The 16,525-nt window shown below is 50.6% G+C and carries 17 protein-coding genes; 15 read left to right on the forward strand and 2 right to left on the reverse strand.

The features are described 5' to 3' along the window. From AC51G0_RS01160 to AC51G0_RS01190, 7 genes are all read left to right on the forward strand, one after another. On the forward strand, positions 1–597 hold the full coding sequence (locus tag AC51G0_RS01160; RefSeq protein ID WP_496300351.1) for a type IV pilus inner membrane component PilO: 597 nt from the start codon (positions 1–3) through the stop codon (positions 595–597). Then, positions 590–1,129, forward strand: a complete 540-nt coding sequence (locus AC51G0_RS01165) for a pilus assembly protein PilP (protein ID WP_496300352.1) — start codon at positions 590–592, stop codon at positions 1,127–1,129. The genes AC51G0_RS01160 and AC51G0_RS01165 overlap by 8 nt, the downstream gene beginning before the upstream one ends. Positions 1,130–1,146: 17 nt before the next feature. Next, positions 1,147–2,859, forward strand: a complete 1,713-nt coding sequence (locus tag AC51G0_RS01170) for a type IV pilus secretin PilQ (protein WP_496300353.1) — start codon at positions 1,147–1,149, stop codon at positions 2,857–2,859. A 329-nt stretch (positions 2,860–3,188) separates the two neighbouring features. Further along, the gene (gene aroK, locus AC51G0_RS01175; protein ID WP_496300354.1) at positions 3,189–3,707 is read left to right on the forward strand and encodes a shikimate kinase AroK; all 519 of its coding nucleotides are present in this window, start codon (positions 3,189–3,191) and stop codon (positions 3,705–3,707) included. A 19-nt stretch (positions 3,708–3,726) separates the two neighbouring features. Then, entirely contained in the window at positions 3,727–4,806 is a 1,080-nt protein-coding gene (gene aroB, locus AC51G0_RS01180) for a 3-dehydroquinate synthase (protein WP_496300355.1), read from the forward strand. A 14-nt stretch (positions 4,807–4,820) separates the two neighbouring features. Then, on the forward strand, positions 4,821–6,428 hold the full coding sequence (locus AC51G0_RS01185) for an AAA family ATPase (protein WP_496300356.1): 1,608 nt from the start codon (positions 4,821–4,823) through the stop codon (positions 6,426–6,428). A 108-nt stretch (positions 6,429–6,536) separates the two neighbouring features. Then, positions 6,537–7,373: a Dam family site-specific DNA-(adenine-N6)-methyltransferase gene (locus AC51G0_RS01190; RefSeq protein ID WP_496300357.1), complete on the forward strand. Its 837-nt coding sequence runs from the start codon at positions 6,537–6,539 to the stop codon at positions 7,371–7,373. Here the strand turns inward: AC51G0_RS01190 and AC51G0_RS01195 are convergent. Further along, a complete protein-coding gene (locus AC51G0_RS01195; RefSeq protein WP_496300358.1) occupies positions 7,370–7,591 on the reverse strand; it encodes a DUF2970 domain-containing protein in 222 nt (73 codons plus the stop codon). The genes AC51G0_RS01190 and AC51G0_RS01195 overlap by 4 nt on opposite strands. Positions 7,592–7,743: 152 nt before the next feature. On the opposite strand from AC51G0_RS01195, the gene rpe reads away from it, so the two are divergent. The 8 genes from rpe (at position 7,744) to AC51G0_RS01235 (ending at position 16,035) form a co-directional block, all read left to right on the forward strand. After that, complete coding sequence (rpe, locus tag AC51G0_RS01200) at positions 7,744–8,418, forward strand: ribulose-phosphate 3-epimerase (protein WP_496300359.1); 675 nt, start codon at positions 7,744–7,746, stop codon at positions 8,416–8,418. Further along, a complete protein-coding gene (locus AC51G0_RS01205; protein WP_496300360.1) occupies positions 8,418–9,107 on the forward strand; it encodes a phosphoglycolate phosphatase in 690 nt (229 codons plus the stop codon). The genes rpe and AC51G0_RS01205 overlap by 1 nt, the downstream gene beginning before the upstream one ends. 97 nt (positions 9,108–9,204) lie before the next feature. Continuing rightward, entirely contained in the window at positions 9,205–10,221 is a 1,017-nt protein-coding gene (gene trpS, locus AC51G0_RS01210; RefSeq protein ID WP_496300361.1) for a tryptophan--tRNA ligase, read from the forward strand. A 136-nt stretch (positions 10,222–10,357) separates the two neighbouring features. Continuing rightward, positions 10,358–10,933 (forward strand): aminodeoxychorismate/anthranilate synthase component II, encoded by a 576-nt coding sequence (locus tag AC51G0_RS01215; protein WP_496300362.1) that lies wholly within the window; start codon positions 10,358–10,360, stop codon positions 10,931–10,933. 411 nt (positions 10,934–11,344) lie between these two features. After that, positions 11,345–12,559: an aspartate aminotransferase family protein gene (locus tag AC51G0_RS01220; RefSeq protein WP_496301833.1), complete on the forward strand. Its 1,215-nt coding sequence runs from the start codon at positions 11,345–11,347 to the stop codon at positions 12,557–12,559. A 143-nt stretch (positions 12,560–12,702) separates the two neighbouring features. Beyond that, the gene (astA, locus tag AC51G0_RS01225) at positions 12,703–13,719 is read left to right on the forward strand and encodes an arginine N-succinyltransferase (protein ID WP_496300363.1); all 1,017 of its coding nucleotides are present in this window, start codon (positions 12,703–12,705) and stop codon (positions 13,717–13,719) included. A 17-nt stretch (positions 13,720–13,736) separates the two neighbouring features. Next, entirely contained in the window at positions 13,737–15,194 is a 1,458-nt protein-coding gene (astD, locus tag AC51G0_RS01230; RefSeq protein ID WP_496300364.1) for a succinylglutamate-semialdehyde dehydrogenase, read from the forward strand. Positions 15,195–15,240: 46 nt separating this feature from the next. Continuing rightward, positions 15,241–16,035 carry a DUF1338 domain-containing protein gene (locus AC51G0_RS01235; RefSeq protein WP_496300365.1) on the forward strand — a complete coding sequence of 265 codons (795 nt, stop codon included), beginning with the start codon at positions 15,241–15,243 and terminating at the stop codon, positions 16,033–16,035. A 71-nt stretch (positions 16,036–16,106) separates the two neighbouring features. On the opposite strand, the gene AC51G0_RS01240 is transcribed toward AC51G0_RS01235, so the two are convergent. Further along, positions 16,107–16,301, reverse strand: coding sequence for a hypothetical protein (locus tag AC51G0_RS01240; protein WP_496300366.1), 195 nt, complete (start codon positions 16,299–16,301; stop codon positions 16,107–16,109). Between the last annotated feature and the right edge of the window lie 224 nt (positions 16,302–16,525).

Raw genomic sequence — 16,525 nt, forward strand, 5'->3', positions numbered from 1 at the left:
ATGAGTGATTGGCAGGATTTGGAGCTGGATGAAATCATTGAATGGCCGTTAGTGCCGCAATGTGTTGTTGCGCTGCTATTGGCGCTGGTACTTGGAGGGGCGGGGTATTGGTATTGGTTGACCCCATTGCAGGAAGGGCTGGCACAGCTAAAGCAAACGGAGTCAGAACTTCGCACCCAGGTTGCCCGAAGAGCCAGCCAGGTGGCTGCCTTGCCAACCGTCAGGTTACAGGTTGATGATTTGCAAGAGCGATACCAGTACGTTATTGAGCAATTGCCTGAGGAAAAAGAGCTGGCCAGTCTATTGTCTGGTGTCAATGATATAGGGATCAGAAATGGGCTCGAATTTCAACGTATTGAGTGGGCTCCTCGGATCGATCACCCGCTGTATTATGAGCTTCCCATCAATATTGCCTTTTCTGGACGCTATGAAGACATCGGCAAGTTTGTTGAATCAGTAGCAAAGCTATCGCGTATTGTGACGCTTAACGATTTTGATTTAGTCCTGGTGCGCCAGAAACAGCAACAGGAACTTCTGTCGATGAAAGTCTCTGCCAGCACCTATCGCTTTAAAGTGCCGGCAGTAAGGGGTGGGTAAGTTGAAAAAGGTTTGGCTGACTCTCCTCACTAGCTTGCAGCTATTGGGTTGCCATGCAAATGACGATTCTATTCAACACTTTATCGAGCGGGCCCACAACGAGGCTCTGGCGCAGGTCGATCCCTTGGAAGAGCAATATGAATTTGTTGCCGATAAGTTTGTGATGACCACCCCCCGTGTCCCCTTTATTCGTCCGCGTCCGGAGCTGGCAGAGAATGGAGCTGGCACAGGCAAGGCATGCTGGCAGCCGGATATACACCGGGTAAGGGGCCCGTTGGAAACCTACCCGCTGGCACAGCTCAAAATGAAAGGGGTGATCGGGGATGGCCATTTGCTCTGGGCGATCATTGCTAGCCCAGAAGGAAAGCTGGTGAAAATCCGTGACGGGCACTACCTAGGGCTTAATCATGGCAAGGTTCAGACGGTGAGTCCGAAAACTGTCGAGCTCGAAGAAATTTTGCCTGACGGTGCAGGTTGTTGGCTGAAGAGGCCTATCACATTGGCATTAATTACCGCAGGCTCTGCAGTATAGAAGGAAAAGACAAAAAGATGAAAAGTAGCTTTCCGGCGCTCATTACAGCGCAGGCCATGTGCTTAGTTGTTCTCTGTTTGTGTGTTACATCGCTGGCTCTGCCTGTAGCGGCTGCTGTTGTGGATAACCAGATCACTCACATAGATTTTGAACGGGATCAAAAAGGGCGTGGGGTACTTAGCGTCGAGCTGGCCAAAGCCCAGTCCCTGGTTGATATGCGCAAGTCGGGCAAACAACTGGTTATCGATATTGTTGATGCCGCGATCCGTGACGATATGTTGTATCTGCTGGATGTGGCTGACTTTGCCACAGCCGTGCATGCGATTGAAACATTTCGAACGGAAACGGGAACGCGGCTGATCCTCAACATGACGGATCAATTTGCCTATGATTATACCCTTAATGGTACCCAGTTAAGCGTCATGGTTGCTGGCAATACCGACGATGCCATCGCCTCCCAGGGGGGAAAAGTCACCTATAGCGGCAAGCCGATTTCGATTAATTTCCAGGATGTCCCTGTTCGCAACGTGTTGCAGCTGATTGCAGAATATAATGACTTTAACCTGGTGGTCTCCGATACCGTACAGGGAAATGTGACACTTCGCCTCGATGACGTACCGTGGCCTCAGGTATTAGACATCATCTTGCAGGCCAAAGGCCTGGACAAGCGGGTGCAGGGATCAGTGGTACTCATTGCCCCGAAGCTGGAGCTGGCTCAGAGTGAGCAATTGGCCCTTGAAGCGAAGCAAAAAGAGCAAGAGCTGGCATCATTGCGTTCGGCGATCATTCAGGTTAATTATGCCAAAGCGACGGATCTCGCTGAATTGCTGCAGGGCAGTGCTGATGGCATTAGTATGCTCTCAGGACGGGGCTCATTGCATGTTGATGCTCGAACAAATTCCTTGATTGTGAATGACCTGGCTGAAAGTATAGAGAATGTCAGGGATATTGTTTCAGCGCTGGATATTCCGGTAGAGCAGGTCCATATCGAAGCCCGGATTGTATCGATAAACGAAAAAGATATCGATGAGATTGGGGTTCGCTGGGGGCTGCTGAGCAGCAGTGGCAATACCACGATCGGCGGATCGATTGAGAGTAACCTAAATTCAGCGGGGCTGCTGGACGGCGAGGCGACAGTGGACAACTTTCTGAATGTGAACCTGGCGGCGACTCAGGCAGGCGCGTCGAGTATTGCGTTCCAGGTTGCGAAAATGGGCGACATCTTGTTGGATCTCGAGCTGTCAGCCTTGCAGGCTGAGCGGAAAGCGGAAATCATTTCCAGCCCGCGTCTAGTGACCACCAATAAACAAATGGCCTATATTGAGCAAGGGACAGAAATTCCTTACCTGGAAGCCTCGTCGAGTGGGGCGGTATCCGTGGGCTTCAAGAAGGCAGTATTGAGCTTGATGGTAACGCCGCAGATCACACCGGACGGTAAGTTGGTGCTGGATCTGGTTGTAACCCAAGATAAACCCGGAGAAATCGTCAGTACCGGCACCGGTGAGGCTGTTGCGATTGATACCCAGCGAATTGGTACCCAGGTATTGGTGGAAAATGGGGAAACGGTCGTTCTGGGCGGGATCTACCAGCACCAAATCAATAACTCGGTGAGAAAAGTCCCTTTGCTGGGCGATTTACCGGTACTGGGTGCGCTGTTTCGCCACAAATTGGAAGAGCTGGCTAAGCGAGAGCTGCTGATTTTCGTGACCCCGAAGATAGTCCTGCAGTAAAATTGGCGTTTTGTGCGTTATTCCTGCTCGGTTGTGCAACATAAAGGAGTCGTGCTTTGTAACGGGCTGTGTAACAGCTAACTTATTGTGTTTACTACTTACTTTGCTCGTTTTTTACAAAAAATATGACTTTGTTTCTGCCCGCATCGCTGTCTCAAGGTTAATTAAATTGGTAATGAGGCGCTCTAGCTATTGCCAAATGATGTCGAGTCCTGAGATAATTTTCGGTCTTATCACGAATTAAATGTGAGGAAGTTGGCGCCTCGGGCTTATTTATCGATAGCCTGCGGGCGGTGTCGTTTTATTAACCGCGCGTAAAATTGCTAAAAATGGCTGAAAAACGAAATATTTTCCTAGTTGGCCCAATGGGTGCCGGCAAAAGCACTATTGGTAGACACCTTGCTCAGCAGCTACATATGGAATTCTTTGACTCTGATTCTGTCATTGAAGACCGTACTGGAGCCGATATCAGCTGGGTATTTGATGTTGAAGGTGAAGACGGTTTCCGTGTTCGCGAAGAGGGCGTGATCGATGACCTGACCCAGGAGCAAGGTATTGTTCTTGCGACAGGTGGTGGTTCCGTTAAAAGTAAAGATAACCGCAACCGCCTTTCTGCTCGCGGTATTGTCGTATATCTTGAAACTACCATTGAAAAACAATTAGCACGTACTCAGCGTGATAAAAAGCGTCCTCTGCTGCAAACAGATGCGCCACGTGAAGTACTTGAAGCGCTTGCTGAAGAGCGAAATCCTTTGTATGAAGAGGTTGCAGACTACGTAGTGCGAACTGACGATCAGAGCGCTAAAGTGGTTGCAAACCAAATCATCAAGATGCTTGAAGAGCGTTAACCACAAAGAGAAGCTGACCATGGAACGGATCAACGTCAATTTAGGTGACAGAAGCTACCCAATCTCAATCGGCGCCGAGTTATTTAATGACCCGGCGTTGTTTTCCTCTGCCATCAGTGCCGGTCGACGTGTTGTCGTGGTCAGTAATGAAACGGTGGCGCCGTTGTATGCCGATAAGGTGATGGCGACCATCCGCTCACTACAATGTGATGTTGCATTGTTATCATTGCCTGACGGCGAGCAATACAAAACCCTCGATACATTTAACCAGATCATGACGTTCTTGCTGGAAGGCAATTACGGCCGTGATGTGGTGATTGTTGCGCTCGGTGGTGGGGTGATTGGTGACGTAGTGGGCTTTGCTGCTGCAAGTTATCAGCGTGGTGTTGATTTTATCCAGGTACCGACCACATTGCTGTCACAGGTGGATTCTTCTGTCGGTGGTAAAACCGCAGTGAATCACCCGTTGGGAAAAAATATGGTGGGGGCTTTCTACCAACCCAAAGCGGTTGTGATTGATAACCATTGCTTGAAAACATTGCCTGAGCGCGAGTTTGCAGCTGGTATGGCTGAGGTGATCAAGTACGGTATTATTGCTGACTATGACTTTTTTGTCTGGTTAGAGCAAAATATTGAAAAATTACAGGCATTAGATAACGATGCCCTGTGCTATGCCATCGGACGCTGTTGCCAAATCAAAGCTGATGTGGTGGCTGCGGATGAGAAAGAGTCTGGTGTACGGGCATTGCTGAATTTAGGCCATACCTTTGGTCACGCCATTGAAGCTGAGATGGGTTATGGTAACTGGCTGCACGGTGAAGCCGTGTCGGCAGGTACCGTACAGGCAGCGCAGACCGCCTGCCTTCATGGCCTATTGTCACAAGATGATGTCCAGCGAATTACCCACTTGCTCGAACGGGCTAACTTGCCTGTTAAAGCCCCGGGAACGATGGACTTTGATTGTTATATGAAGCACATGATGCGGGATAAAAAAGTATTGTCAGGCCAGTTAAGGCTGGTATTGCCGACGGCTATCGGTAGTGCCGAGGTCGTTGCTGATGTACCACACGATATTCTACGTCGTGTGATCCATGCTTAACGTTGTGAATCACCATGACTCGTGACACCCCAGTCGCAATGTTGGATCTGGATAGCCAGATCCAACTCCTTTCCCGCATTCAGTTTTTAACCCGTTTTAGTTCTAACCTGATCCAGGTAACCGGCCGTGAAGGTGCGGGCAAAACCTGGTTGGCACAACGCTACCTGGAACAATGGGCAGATAGCAGCAACCAGACGCTATTGCTTTGCCATCCATCGCAGACCGACAGCCAGCACCGCTCAATTATACTCAAGCAGCTTGTTGCCAAACCTGTATTCAATGAGCAGGATCCACTGCAGCAAAGTGTCGAGCGGATGCTTGGCGGCGGCGTTGCCAACCTGCTGCTGGTGATCGATGATGCCCATTTGCTTAGTGCGACCCTTGTTGCTGAATTATGGGCATTAGTACAAATGGCACAGGCAGAGCCTGGCTGGCAGATCAATGTGCTGCTCTTTAGCCAAACAGGGCGGCTTGATAAATATTTGGGTCAGGTTTCCCATGGCCAGGGGGGGACGCCTCTTGAGCTGGAAATTACTGATTTCAGCGAACAAGAAGTACAAACTTTTGTCGAAGTGATGTTTGCCAGCGATCAGCTGGATGCAAATGGAAGACGGTCGCTCAGAGAGAGGGCGGGAGCAATGCCACCGACTCCGGGGGCGCTGGTGCAATTAGATCATACGGAGCAGACAACGATGTCAGGTTCACCGTCACGTAAATTATCCTCTTTGGCGTTATTGGCCATCTTGCTTGTTGTGGTGACAGCCGGGGTGGTGTTTTTGTTTTTCCCAGCCAGCGAGCAAGGGTCAGTAACTGTACAGGGCGATAGCCCGCCGCAGGCGACTGAAGATCGCCAGGGGCCGGTACTGTCGACAGGTCGTTTTGATGAGCAGGAGATAGAGCTGCTGCCTTTGCCGGAGCTAGAGGAAGCCATACCTCTGGTAGAGAAGCCAGTTGTTGATACGGTTAGCGATGACTCTCATCGCTTGCCTCCAGAAATGTCACTGGAAGGCCTGACAGTTGGTCGTAGCGATGATAGCCAGCGGGTTGTGGTGCCATCGGATGTGGTGGATGCGATGATATCGGAGCAGGCATTGGGGGGCAGTGGAGAACAAGCCGTTGCCGATCAGGTTGTGGTTGAGCAGGCTAGTGTCGCCCAGACGGATACCGAGCAAGCTGCTGTTGAAGAACTTCAGCCTGCGCAAGCTCTAGAACAAACCGAGAATGAACCCGCCGCTGTTGTTAGCGCACCAGCCTCCACGCCTGTGGCCGATGAATCGGTGGCGGTTACCCCTGAGGCACAACCAGATGTTCAGCCGGAAAGCACCAACCCGGGAGCGGAGTTGAAAACGATTGATCAACGCCATTATGCATTGCAGCTGGCTGCGCTCAGATCCCTGTCGGCAGCCAATAATTTTATTGCAGAGTACCAGATCGTTCAGATAGCCAGTATTTATGAAACCCGCCGTGATGGTGAGCCATGGTTTATCGTTATCACTGGCGATTACCCGGATATGCTCTCGGCACGCAGGGCTGAAACTCGGCTTCCGGAAAGGTTGCAGGTCGTTCAGCCATGGGTGAAGTCTTACGCTCAGATCCACCGTGAAATTGATCGAGTGAAATAACCACAGCTATTAGCAGATATTTACGTGAATTGGTATCAGACTCGGTGTGAAATGAGGTACAATCCGCCACCTTTCGTAGCAATATCGGTTCTGGTGGTGGTTAGCTGAATGAAAAAGCATCGTGCATTCCTTAAGTGGGCTGGAGGCAAGTACTCTCTGGTCGAGGAAATCGAGCGTCATCTGCCACCTGCGCGTAAGTTGGTCGAGCCTTTTGTCGGGGCTGGATCTGTATTCTTGAACACTGATTTTGAGCAATACCTACTGGCTGATATCAACCCGGATCTGATTAACCTTTATAATCTTCTGAAAGAACAGCCTGAGACGTACATCAAAGACGTTAAGGCCTTATTCACACCAGAGTACAACCAGAAAGGGGCGTACCTGGAAATCCGCGAGGCCTTTAACAAAACCGATGATCCCTATTTGCGATCCCTGTATTTCTTGTACATGAACCGCCATGGCTTTAATGGCCTGTGCCGCTATAACAAGAAAGGGGGGTTCAATGTCCCATTTGGCTCCTATAAGAAACCGTACTTCCCGGAAGAGGAGATGTACTTCTTTGCCGAAAAAGCCAAACGTGCCACTTTTGTTTGTGAAGGCTATCACCAGACGTTTTCCCGCGCCCGCAAGGGATGCGTGATTTACTGTGATCCTCCCTATGCACCCCTGTCGACTACTGCGAACTTTACCTCTTATGCGGGGAATGGATTTAGCCTAGATGATCAGGCTGCACTGGCTGATGTGGCAGAGAAGGCGGCGACAGAGCGAGAGATCCCAGTGCTGATATCAAACCACGATACCACCTTAACCCGTCGTCTTTATCACGGGGCTGAGTTATCCGTAGTGAAAGTAAAACGCACCATCAGTCGCAATGGCAGCGGTCGCAATAAAGTCGATGAGCTCTTGGCTTTGTTTACATCTAAAGATACACAGCCAGAAAGTTAATGTGTTGCGGTAACCGAAAGGGTTATCGTAATTAACACTGCGACAAAAAACACAATAGCAATGATCCCACCAATAATAAAAGGCAGAGGGCTGCGCTGCTTAAAGTCTATTTGACGGTTGCTCTCTGACTGCACACCGAATAATGCGGCGGCAACGCTAAGTGCGATATTACTTTTCTTTTTTTGTACGGTGGGTGGTGCTTTTCCATCTTGTTTCATCTGTTTTTCTTCCCTGTTTTACAATCATCCTTCTTTGTCTTTCAAGCATAGTCACAAAACCGAACGAGATCCGTTAAGACATCGTTAATCGGATCGGGTAGAATTGCGCCGATTTTACCGACCGTATCGTATGTATCGTATAGAGGCTGAACATGAAGGACTTTTTGATCGCTCCATCTATCCTATCTGCAGATTTCGCACGTCTTGGTGAAGATGTTGAGAAAGTATTAGCTGCAGGTGCAGATGTGGTTCATTTTGATGTGATGGATAATCACTATGTGCCAAACCTGACTTTTGGTGCGCCAATATGTAAAGCATTACGTGACTACGGCATTACAGCGCCGATTGACGTTCACCTAATGGTAAAACCGGTTGATCGTATTATCCCGGATTTTGCTAAAGCGGGTGCCACCATGATTACTTTCCACGCTGAAGCAACAGAGCACCTGGATCGTACCTTGCAGCTGATCAAGGAGCACGGTTGCCAAGCGGGTGTAGTCTTCAACCCTGCAACACCGCTTCATCACCTTGATTATGTGATGGACAAAATTGACATGATCCTATTGATGTCGGTGAATCCTGGCTTCGGTGGTCAGTCTTTCATTCCGAACACGTTAGACAAGCTACGTGAAGTACGTAAGCGCATCGAGGCTTCTGGCCGTGACATTCGCCTGGAAATTGATGGCGGCGTCAAGGTTGACAATATCCGTGAAATTGCGGAAGCGGGTGCAGATATGTTTGTGGCGGGCTCTGCGATTTTCAGCCAGCCTGACTACAAAGCGGTTATTGACGAAATGCGTGCCGAGCTGGCCAAGGTCGAGCGTTAATGGCGCACTTCAAAGGCATTAAGTTTATTGCTTTTGATCTGGACGGGACGCTGCTTGACAGCGTTCCTGATCTAGCAGAAGCGGCAGACAAGACGATGCGTGCCCTAGATCGCCCAGGAGTGTCGGTTGAGCAGGTGACAACCTGGATTGGTAACGGTGCTGATGTACTGATTGGCCGTGCTTTGAGCCGTAGCCTTGAGGTGGATCCACAGCTGGACCCGGCATTACACAAAGAAGCGCGCCAGTTGTTTGACCGCTATTACGATGCTGGCGGCCATCAGCAAAGTACACTCTACCCTGGCGTAAAAGAAACCCTTGCTGCCTTTCACCAAGCAGGTGTACCGATGGCCATCGTGACCAATAAGCCGGCCCAGTTTGTCCCGCACTTGCTAGAGCAACACGGTATCAGCGACTATTTCGTGGATGTGATCGGCGGCGATACGTTCCCGCTTAGAAAGCCAGATCCCTATGCGCTGCACTGGCTGATGGAAAAACATTGCCTGGCCGCGACTGACATGCTGATGGTGGGCGATTCCCGCAATGATATCTTGGCGGCAAAAGCAGCAACATGTTATGTTGTCGGACTGACCTATGGTTACAATTATGGTCAGCCAATTAGTGACAGTGAACCGGATATTGTACTGGATCACTTTAGTCAACTGGCAGAAGTCGTTAAACTAGACAGCTAGTACGGTCAGGTTCGTGTTTACCTGGCAATAAGTTTTGAATATTAGCCAGCGGCACTCGTGCCGCTGCTTATCTTTAGTGACATAGGAAAATCCCATCATGAGTAAACCCATTGTATTAAGTGGCGTACAGCCTTCTGGCGAATTAAGTATTGGTAACTATATGGGTGCGCTGCGTCAGTGGGAACAGATGCAGGATGATTACGATTGCCAGTACTGTGTGGTTGACCTTCATGCAATCACAGTCCGTCAGGATCCGGCAGCACTGCGTGAAGCCACCCTGGATGCACTGGCACTTTGCCTCGCTGTGGGCGTTAGCCCTGAGAAGAGCACCTTGTTTGTTCAGTCCCACGTTCCTGAGCATGCTCAGCTGGGCTGGGTGCTGAACTGCTATACCCAGATGGGTGAGCTAAACCGTATGACGCAGTTTAAAGACAAGTCTCAGCGTAATGCGGATAACATTAATGCCGGTCTGTTTAGCTACCCGGTATTGATGGCGGCAGACATTCTGCTTTATGGCGCGAACCAGGTACCTGTGGGGCACGATCAGAAGCAGCACCTAGAACTCGCTCGTGATATCGCTACGCGCTTTAATAATCTTTACGGTACTGATGACAAAACCATTTTCCAGGTACCAGAACCGTACATCCCACCAGTGGGTGCGCGTGTGATGAGCCTGCAGGATCCGTTGAAGAAGATGTCAAAATCGGATGACAATCGTAACAACGTAATTGGTCTGCTGGAAGATCCTAAGGTGATCACCAAGAAGATCAAACGTGCAGTGACAGACTCAGACGAGCCGCCACGTGTTGTATTCGATATCGAAACCAAGCCGGGCGTATCTAACTTGATGGGTATCATGTCAGGTGTAACAGGCAAAAGCCTGGAAGAGATCCAAAATGAATACGCTGACAAGATGTATGGCCACCTGAAGAAAGACACAGCCGAAGCGGTAGTGGCGATGCTTGACCCACTTCAGGCGCGTTACAAAGAGTACCGTGAAGACCGTGCATTCCTGGATCAGGTAATGAAGACGGGTGCAGAGAAAGCATCAGCACGCGCAGCAACCGTCCTGGCGAAAGTCTACGATGCCGTCGGTTTTGTGCCTCGCCCGTAATCAGTATTACGTTAGAATCTTACTCGAAACCGGCCATCTGGCCGGTTTTTTAATACCAAACTGACTAATCATCGCTTGCCTTTCTCATTTCCTATAGCAAAATAGATCGCCAAATCACCCTGGAGCTGATGTATCAATGCTGCTGATTATCGACAATTATGATTCTTTCACTTACAACCTGTATCAATACTTTTGTGAGCTGGGCGCCGAAGTGAAAGTCGTGCGTAATGACGAGATTGATATAGCAGGCATTGAAGTTTTGTCCCCTTCCCATTTGGTGATCTCGCCAGGACCATGCACCCCCAATGAAGCCGGTATTTCGCTACAGGCGATCGAACACTTTGCCGGTAAGCTGCCTATTTTGGGTGTTTGCCTTGGCCACCAGTCGATTGCCCAAGTGTTTGGCGCAAAAGTGGTGCGGGCCCGCCAGGTGATGCATGGCAAGACCTCGCCAGTGGTCCACACTGACCGCAGTGTTTTTGCTGCGCTGAATAATCCGCTGACGGTGACTCGTTACCATTCGCTGGTGGTACAGGCAGATACGCTGCCTGACTGCTTTGATGTGACCGCCTGGACCGAGCGTGATGGCAAGTTTGATGAAATCATGGGGATTGCCCATAAGAGGTTGCCTATCGAGGGGGTGCAATTTCACCCTGAAAGCATTCTGACCGAGCAGGGTCACCAGTTGCTGGCTAACTTTCTTCGTCGCTGATGCAGTGGAAAAGGATTGCAGCAGGATTTTATGCTGCATAATGTCCTAACGTAGTCATTCCTCTACTCATCATGTTGCGGGGTTTTCTCTGTTTACCGAAGAGGCTAACCCTGCAAACTGTCTTATTTCCGCGATCCTTATCACCTTTCTTAACATTTATTTATCGTTTTTTCGAAACCCCTATCAGCAATCTTATGCACTTGCTGAGTGGCTGCCTGCCTTTATTTCCTATGCGGAAAAACACTTTTATCCAATGTGCTGTTAATAAATCCCCCTCAAACCCGCATAAATATGTATTCAACAGAGAGTTAGCCAACCCAAATAAAGCATAAAAAAAATATTCTGCTATTGGAATTGGTTAATAAAATGTAAATACTATGCTTAAGACGCAATACACAGAAGGAAAGGATGATGGCAATGGAGCACAAAGTAGGACGTCAGTTGTTTGATGAGGTAATGGTACCTTGTTACTCCCCAATGCAGATCGTACCGGTGAAAGGCCAGGGTGCGCGTGTATGGGACCAGGACGACCGGGAATATATTGATTTTGCCGGTGGTATCGCAGTGAACTGCCTGGGACATTGCCATCCAGTTATGGTCAATGCGCTCAAGGAGCAGGCCGACAAGCTGTGGCATTTGAGCAATGTCATGACCAATGAACCGGCGCTGCGCCTGGCGAAAAAACTGACCGAACACAGTTTTGCCGAGAAGGTGTTCTTTGCTAACTCTGGTGCCGAGGCTAACGAGGCGGCCCTGAAACTGGCCCGCCGTTACGCGGCTGATAAATTTGGCCCGGAAAAATCCGAGATCATCTCATTCCAGCAGGGCTTCCATGGCCGAACTTTCTTCACGGTAACCGTGGGTGGCCAGGCGGCCTACTCCGATGGCTTCGGCCCGAAACCGGGTGATGTGACCCACCTGGTATACAACGACTTATCGAAGCTGGCTGAGCATATGTCAGAGCGTACTTGTGCGGTGATGATGGAGCCGTTGCAGGGCGAGGGCGGGATCATTTCACCGACCCAGGAATTTATCCAGGGCGTACGCGAGCTATGCGATAAGCACAACGCACTGCTGATCTTTGATGAAGTCCAGACCGGTAATGGCCGTACGGGTGATTTCTATGCCTACCAGGGGCTGGGCGTAACCCCGGATATCCTCAGCACCGCGAAGTCGCTGGGCGGCGGTTTCCCGATTGGTGCCATGCTAACCACCTCAGAGCTGGCGACTCACTTGAAAGTGGGCACGCACGGTTCTACCTATGGCGGTAACCCGCTGGCTTGTGCTGTAGCAGAAGCGGTGGTGGATGAAGTGACCAAGCCGGAAGTGCTGGCTGGCGTTAAACAACGTGAGCAGTGGTTCCGTGAGGCACTAGATCGTATCAATGCCAAATACCCAATTTTTGACGAAGTACGCGGCAAAGGCTTGCTGCTTGGCGCGGCTCTGAACAATGAGTGGCAGGGGCGTGCCCGTGACATCCTGCTTGCCGCTGGCGAAGAAGGCCTGATGGTCTTGGTAGCGGGAGCCAACGTGGTGCGCTTTACGCCATCACTGGTGATCGACAAGGCCGATATCGATGAAGGTATGGCGCGTCTTGAGCGTGCGATTGCCAAGCTTCACCAGTAAAGCCTATCTAAGTCTTGCAGCGACTGGCAGGAGCCTGGTCGCTGCACTTGCCTGTTTTTCTGAAAATTCGAAGGCAATAAATACACTATTTGAAAACGATTAGTTAGCGGTCCTTGCCGCTACCTGCATCAGGAGGGAGTTCGATGCTGGTTATACGTCCTATTACTGAAGCCGATTTACCAGCGCTAATGCAATGCGCTGAAGAGTCCGGTCATGGTTTTACTTCACTACCGGTCAATGAAGAGATCCTACGCAACAGGATTGAGCATTCGGTTGAAAGCTTTGCCAAAGCCGTTACCAAGCCGGGGCCGGAAGGCTACCTGATGGTGGCAGAAGATACCGAGACTGGAGAGATTGCGGGTACAACAGCAATAGAAGCCGCTATCGGGCTGGATAATCCCTTTTATACCTATCATCTGAGTACTGTTGTTCACTCATCCCGCCGCCTAGATGTTCACAACGTGGTGAAAGTGCTGACATTCGGCAATGACTACACGGGTGTAAGTGAGCTGTGTACCTTGTTCTTGCGTCCGGAGTGGCGTCAGGGGCTCAATGGTCGCCTGCTGTCGAAGTGCCGTTTTATGATGATGGCCGAACACCCGGAGCGTTTTGATACTACCGTGATCGCAGAAATGCGCGGTGTTTCCGATGAAGAAGGCCATTCACCGTTCTGGGAGTGGCTCAAAGATCATTTCTTCTCGATTGACTTTACGCTGGCCGATTACCTGACCGGGATTGGCAAGAAGGGCTTCATTGCTGATCTGATGCCGAAGCTACCGATTTATGTCAATTTGCTGAGCCCGGAAGCCCAGGCGGTAATTGGCGAGGTCCATGAGAAGACCCGTCCGGCCCTGCGCCTGCTGGAAAAAGAAGGGTTCAGCTGCCGCGGTTATGTCGATATTTTTGATGCTGGCCCAACGGTTGAGTGTGATATTCGCAATATTGAATCGGTGCGTCATTCACAGCGCTGTACGGTCGCGATTGGCGAGCCGGGCAATGGCAGAGATTGCATCATCGGTAACGCTTCGTTTGAAAACTTCCGTGCCGTCGTCGGCAAGGTAGCGCTTGATAGCGAGAACGAAGTGGCGTTGATGAGCGCCGACATGGCAGAAGCATTGCAGGTACAAAACGGTGATCAGGTTCGCCTGATTGCGCAATAACAGGACGGGAGAACATCATGACACAATGGATTGCGGGAAACTGGCAGGCAGGTAATGGCGAATCGATGCAGTCACTGAACCCCTTTAGCGGTGAGGTGATCTGGCAGGGACAAGGTGCGACTGCCGAACAGGTTGAGCAAGCGGTCGCCAGTGCCCGTCAGGCACTTCTGAGCTGGCGTAAAACTGCGCTTAGCGAGCGCCAGGCCATCGTTGAGCGTTTTGCCGAGCTGGTAAAAGAAAACAGTGAACATATCGCGCACACTATCGCTGAAGAAACCGGTAAGCCGTTGTGGGAAACCCGAACGGAAGCAGGGGCGATGGTGGGTAAAATTGCAATCTCGTTGCGTGCCTATAACGAGCGTACCGGCAATAAGCAGAAAGAAGTTGCAGGGAGCCAGGCGGTATTGCGTCACCGTCCGCTGGGTGTCATGGCGGTTTTCGGCCCTTATAACTTCCCGGGCCACCTGCCAAATGGCCATATTGTGCCTGCGCTTCTAGCGGGGAATACGGTGGTATTCAAACCGTCTGAGCTGACGCCGAAGATTGCCGAAGAAACCATGAAACTGTGGCAGCAGGCTGGCTTGCCTGACGGGGTGATTAACCTGGTGCAGGGTGCGCGTTCTACGGGCGAGGCATTGGCAGGCTCCACCGGCATTGATGGCCTGTTGTTTACCGGCAGTGCCAATACTGGCCATATCCTACACCGTCAGTTTGCTGGACAACCAGGCAAGATGCTGGCACTTGAGATGGGCGGCAACAACCCGATGGTGATCTCAAATGACTATGGCGAGCTGGAAGCAACTGTCTACACTATTATTCAGTCGGCCTTTATCAGTGCCGGCCAGCGTTGTACCTGTGCCCGCCGCCTGTACCTGCCGCAAGGTGAAAAAGGTGACGAACTGCTTAAGCGCTTGGTAGCAGCCACGGCACAGCTCAATATTGATGGGCCGTTTGCCGAGCCTCAGCCATTTATGGGGCCGCAAATATCTGAAGCGGCGGCGGATGGCATCATCCGTGCACAAGCCAACCTGGTAAGCTTTGGGGGCGAGCTGCTGCTTGAAGCCAAGCGTGGCCAGGGGGCGATTGTAACCCCGGCTATAATTGAAGTGAGCCAGATTGCAGAGCTTCCAGATGAAGAATATTTTGGTCCGCTGCTGCAGGTGGTTCGCTACCAGGATCTGGAGCAGGCGGTGACGCTGGCCAATGACACCCGGTATGGTTTGTCTGCAGGCCTGGTATCGACCAGTGATGAGGAGTGGCAGTACTTTATTGACCATATCCGTGCCGGCATCGTGAATCGTAACCGTCAGTTGACAGGTGCGAGTGGTGATGCACCGTTTGGTGGGCCAGGAGCGTCCGGTAACCTACGACCGAGTGCGTACTATGCCGCTGACTATTGCGCTTATCCAATGGCATCGATGGAAGGTGAGCAAACTGAGTTACCGGCACAGCTGTCACCGGGCATCACGCTGTAAGTACTGAATGTTGCTATTTATCTATCAATAAGGGGATTGCATCATCATGGAAAGGGTCGAACAACTGTTTAACGCGCTGTGGCAAGATTATACCCAGCGACTATGTCCATCAGCGGCTCAGGTGCATGATCTGCTGGAGGAAGGCGAGCCCCTGCTCAATGACCATATCGCCCTGCGGACATTTAATTTACCCCAGGTCGGGCTCGATCGCCTGGCCGCACCGTTTATTGCTATTGGCTATAAACCTTGTGGCAAATATCACTTCGAGGCGAAGAAGCTTTATGCCGAGCATTTTGAGCACCCTAACCCACTGGCACCGAAGGTGTTTATCAGTGAGTTAATGGTAGGGCAATTCTCGTCATTGCTGCAGCAGACGGTACGCGATTTGGTGAACCAGGTACCGGAAGCGGCGATGCACGATCCCGCTTTTCTGTACGGTGGGCGGCTATGGGATCTGGATTTTGCCACCTATGAACTCCTGGCGGCAGAAAGCGAATATGCCGGATGGCTGGCGGCTCATGGATTTGGTGCTAATCATTTCACGGTTAGCATTAATCAGCTGGAGCAGTTTACCGAAATTCACGAAGTGAACCATCTGCTGCGCCATAATGGCTTTTTAATCAACGAGTCGGGCGGAGAAGTGAAAGGTAGCCCTGAAGTAATGTTGGAGCAATCTTCAACCATGGCTGATCGGGTATCGGTAAACTTCACTGATGGCGTACGGGAAATCCCAGGTGGCTTCTATGAGTTTGCCAAACGCTATCCAATGGCGGATGGAGAGCTCTACCGGGGTTTTGTTGAGGCCTCGGCCGATAAGATTTTTGAAAGTACCAATCAATAATCCAATATCTACATAAGATCCCTATATCCACGGTAGCGACTGGTTACCGTGGATATTTTTTTAGGTCGGTATTAGTGCTGGCTATCAAGCGGTGGCACCCAGGAGGTATCATGATCCTGGTGGCGGTTTGATGGGTCAAATGATGTTTGCTGCTCCAGGTAGTGGCGCTGATCACTGAAACCGGTAAGCTCGACAGTCGTAGGTAGGGTATGTATTACGGCTGGTGGCGTCGTGCCGGCGTTGGGTGCAAAGCGTTCGATATCCATATCATTACATTCCATGTTATCCCGTTCGTATCTGATACCATTTCCTCAACCGTTGGATCAGACCGCGAGGTGAATACAATTCATATGCACAATGTAGCATTAATGAGGAGGAGTGCAAGGGGACTATCGTGACCGTGGCTGCAATTTATGTTTAAGGCCGCTGTAATTATGTCTGCCGGGTATGATGGCGAATACAAAAAAAGCCGCATAATGCGGCTTTTTAT

This window comes from Photobacterium sp. HL06, from assembly GCF_059552575.1.

What these genes read in the sequence shown, in the direction of transcription:
- AC51G0_RS01160 (WP_496300351.1), top strand. Translation starts at nt 1, where the DNA reads ATGAGTGATTGGCAGGATTTGGAGCTGGATGAAATCATTGAATGGCCG.
- AC51G0_RS01170 (WP_496300353.1), top strand. Translation starts at nt 1,147, where the DNA reads ATGAAAAGTAGCTTTCCGGCGCTCATTACAGCGCAGGCCATGTGCTTA.
- aroK (WP_496300354.1), top strand. Translation starts at nt 3,189, where the DNA reads ATGGCTGAAAAACGAAATATTTTCCTAGTTGGCCCAATGGGTGCCGGC.
- aroB (WP_496300355.1), top strand. Translation starts at nt 3,727, where the DNA reads ATGGAACGGATCAACGTCAATTTAGGTGACAGAAGCTACCCAATCTCA.
- AC51G0_RS01185 (WP_496300356.1), top strand. Translation starts at nt 4,821, where the DNA reads ATGACTCGTGACACCCCAGTCGCAATGTTGGATCTGGATAGCCAGATC.
- AC51G0_RS01190 (WP_496300357.1), top strand. Translation starts at nt 6,537, where the DNA reads ATGAAAAAGCATCGTGCATTCCTTAAGTGGGCTGGAGGCAAGTACTCT.
- AC51G0_RS01195 (WP_496300358.1), bottom strand. Translation starts at nt 7,591, where the DNA reads ATGAAACAAGATGGAAAAGCACCACCCACCGTACAAAAAAAGAAAAGT.
- rpe (WP_496300359.1), top strand. Translation starts at nt 7,744, where the DNA reads ATGAAGGACTTTTTGATCGCTCCATCTATCCTATCTGCAGATTTCGCA.
- AC51G0_RS01205 (WP_496300360.1), top strand. Translation starts at nt 8,418, where the DNA reads ATGGCGCACTTCAAAGGCATTAAGTTTATTGCTTTTGATCTGGACGGG.
- trpS (WP_496300361.1), top strand. Translation starts at nt 9,205, where the DNA reads ATGAGTAAACCCATTGTATTAAGTGGCGTACAGCCTTCTGGCGAATTA.
- AC51G0_RS01215 (WP_496300362.1), top strand. Translation starts at nt 10,358, where the DNA reads ATGCTGCTGATTATCGACAATTATGATTCTTTCACTTACAACCTGTAT.
- AC51G0_RS01220 (WP_496301833.1), top strand. Translation starts at nt 11,345, where the DNA reads ATGGCAATGGAGCACAAAGTAGGACGTCAGTTGTTTGATGAGGTAATG.
- astA (WP_496300363.1), top strand. Translation starts at nt 12,703, where the DNA reads ATGCTGGTTATACGTCCTATTACTGAAGCCGATTTACCAGCGCTAATG.
- astD (WP_496300364.1), top strand. Translation starts at nt 13,737, where the DNA reads ATGACACAATGGATTGCGGGAAACTGGCAGGCAGGTAATGGCGAATCG.
- AC51G0_RS01235 (WP_496300365.1), top strand. Translation starts at nt 15,241, where the DNA reads ATGGAAAGGGTCGAACAACTGTTTAACGCGCTGTGGCAAGATTATACC.
- AC51G0_RS01240 (WP_496300366.1), bottom strand. Translation starts at nt 16,301, where the DNA reads ATGGATATCGAACGCTTTGCACCCAACGCCGGCACGACGCCACCAGCC.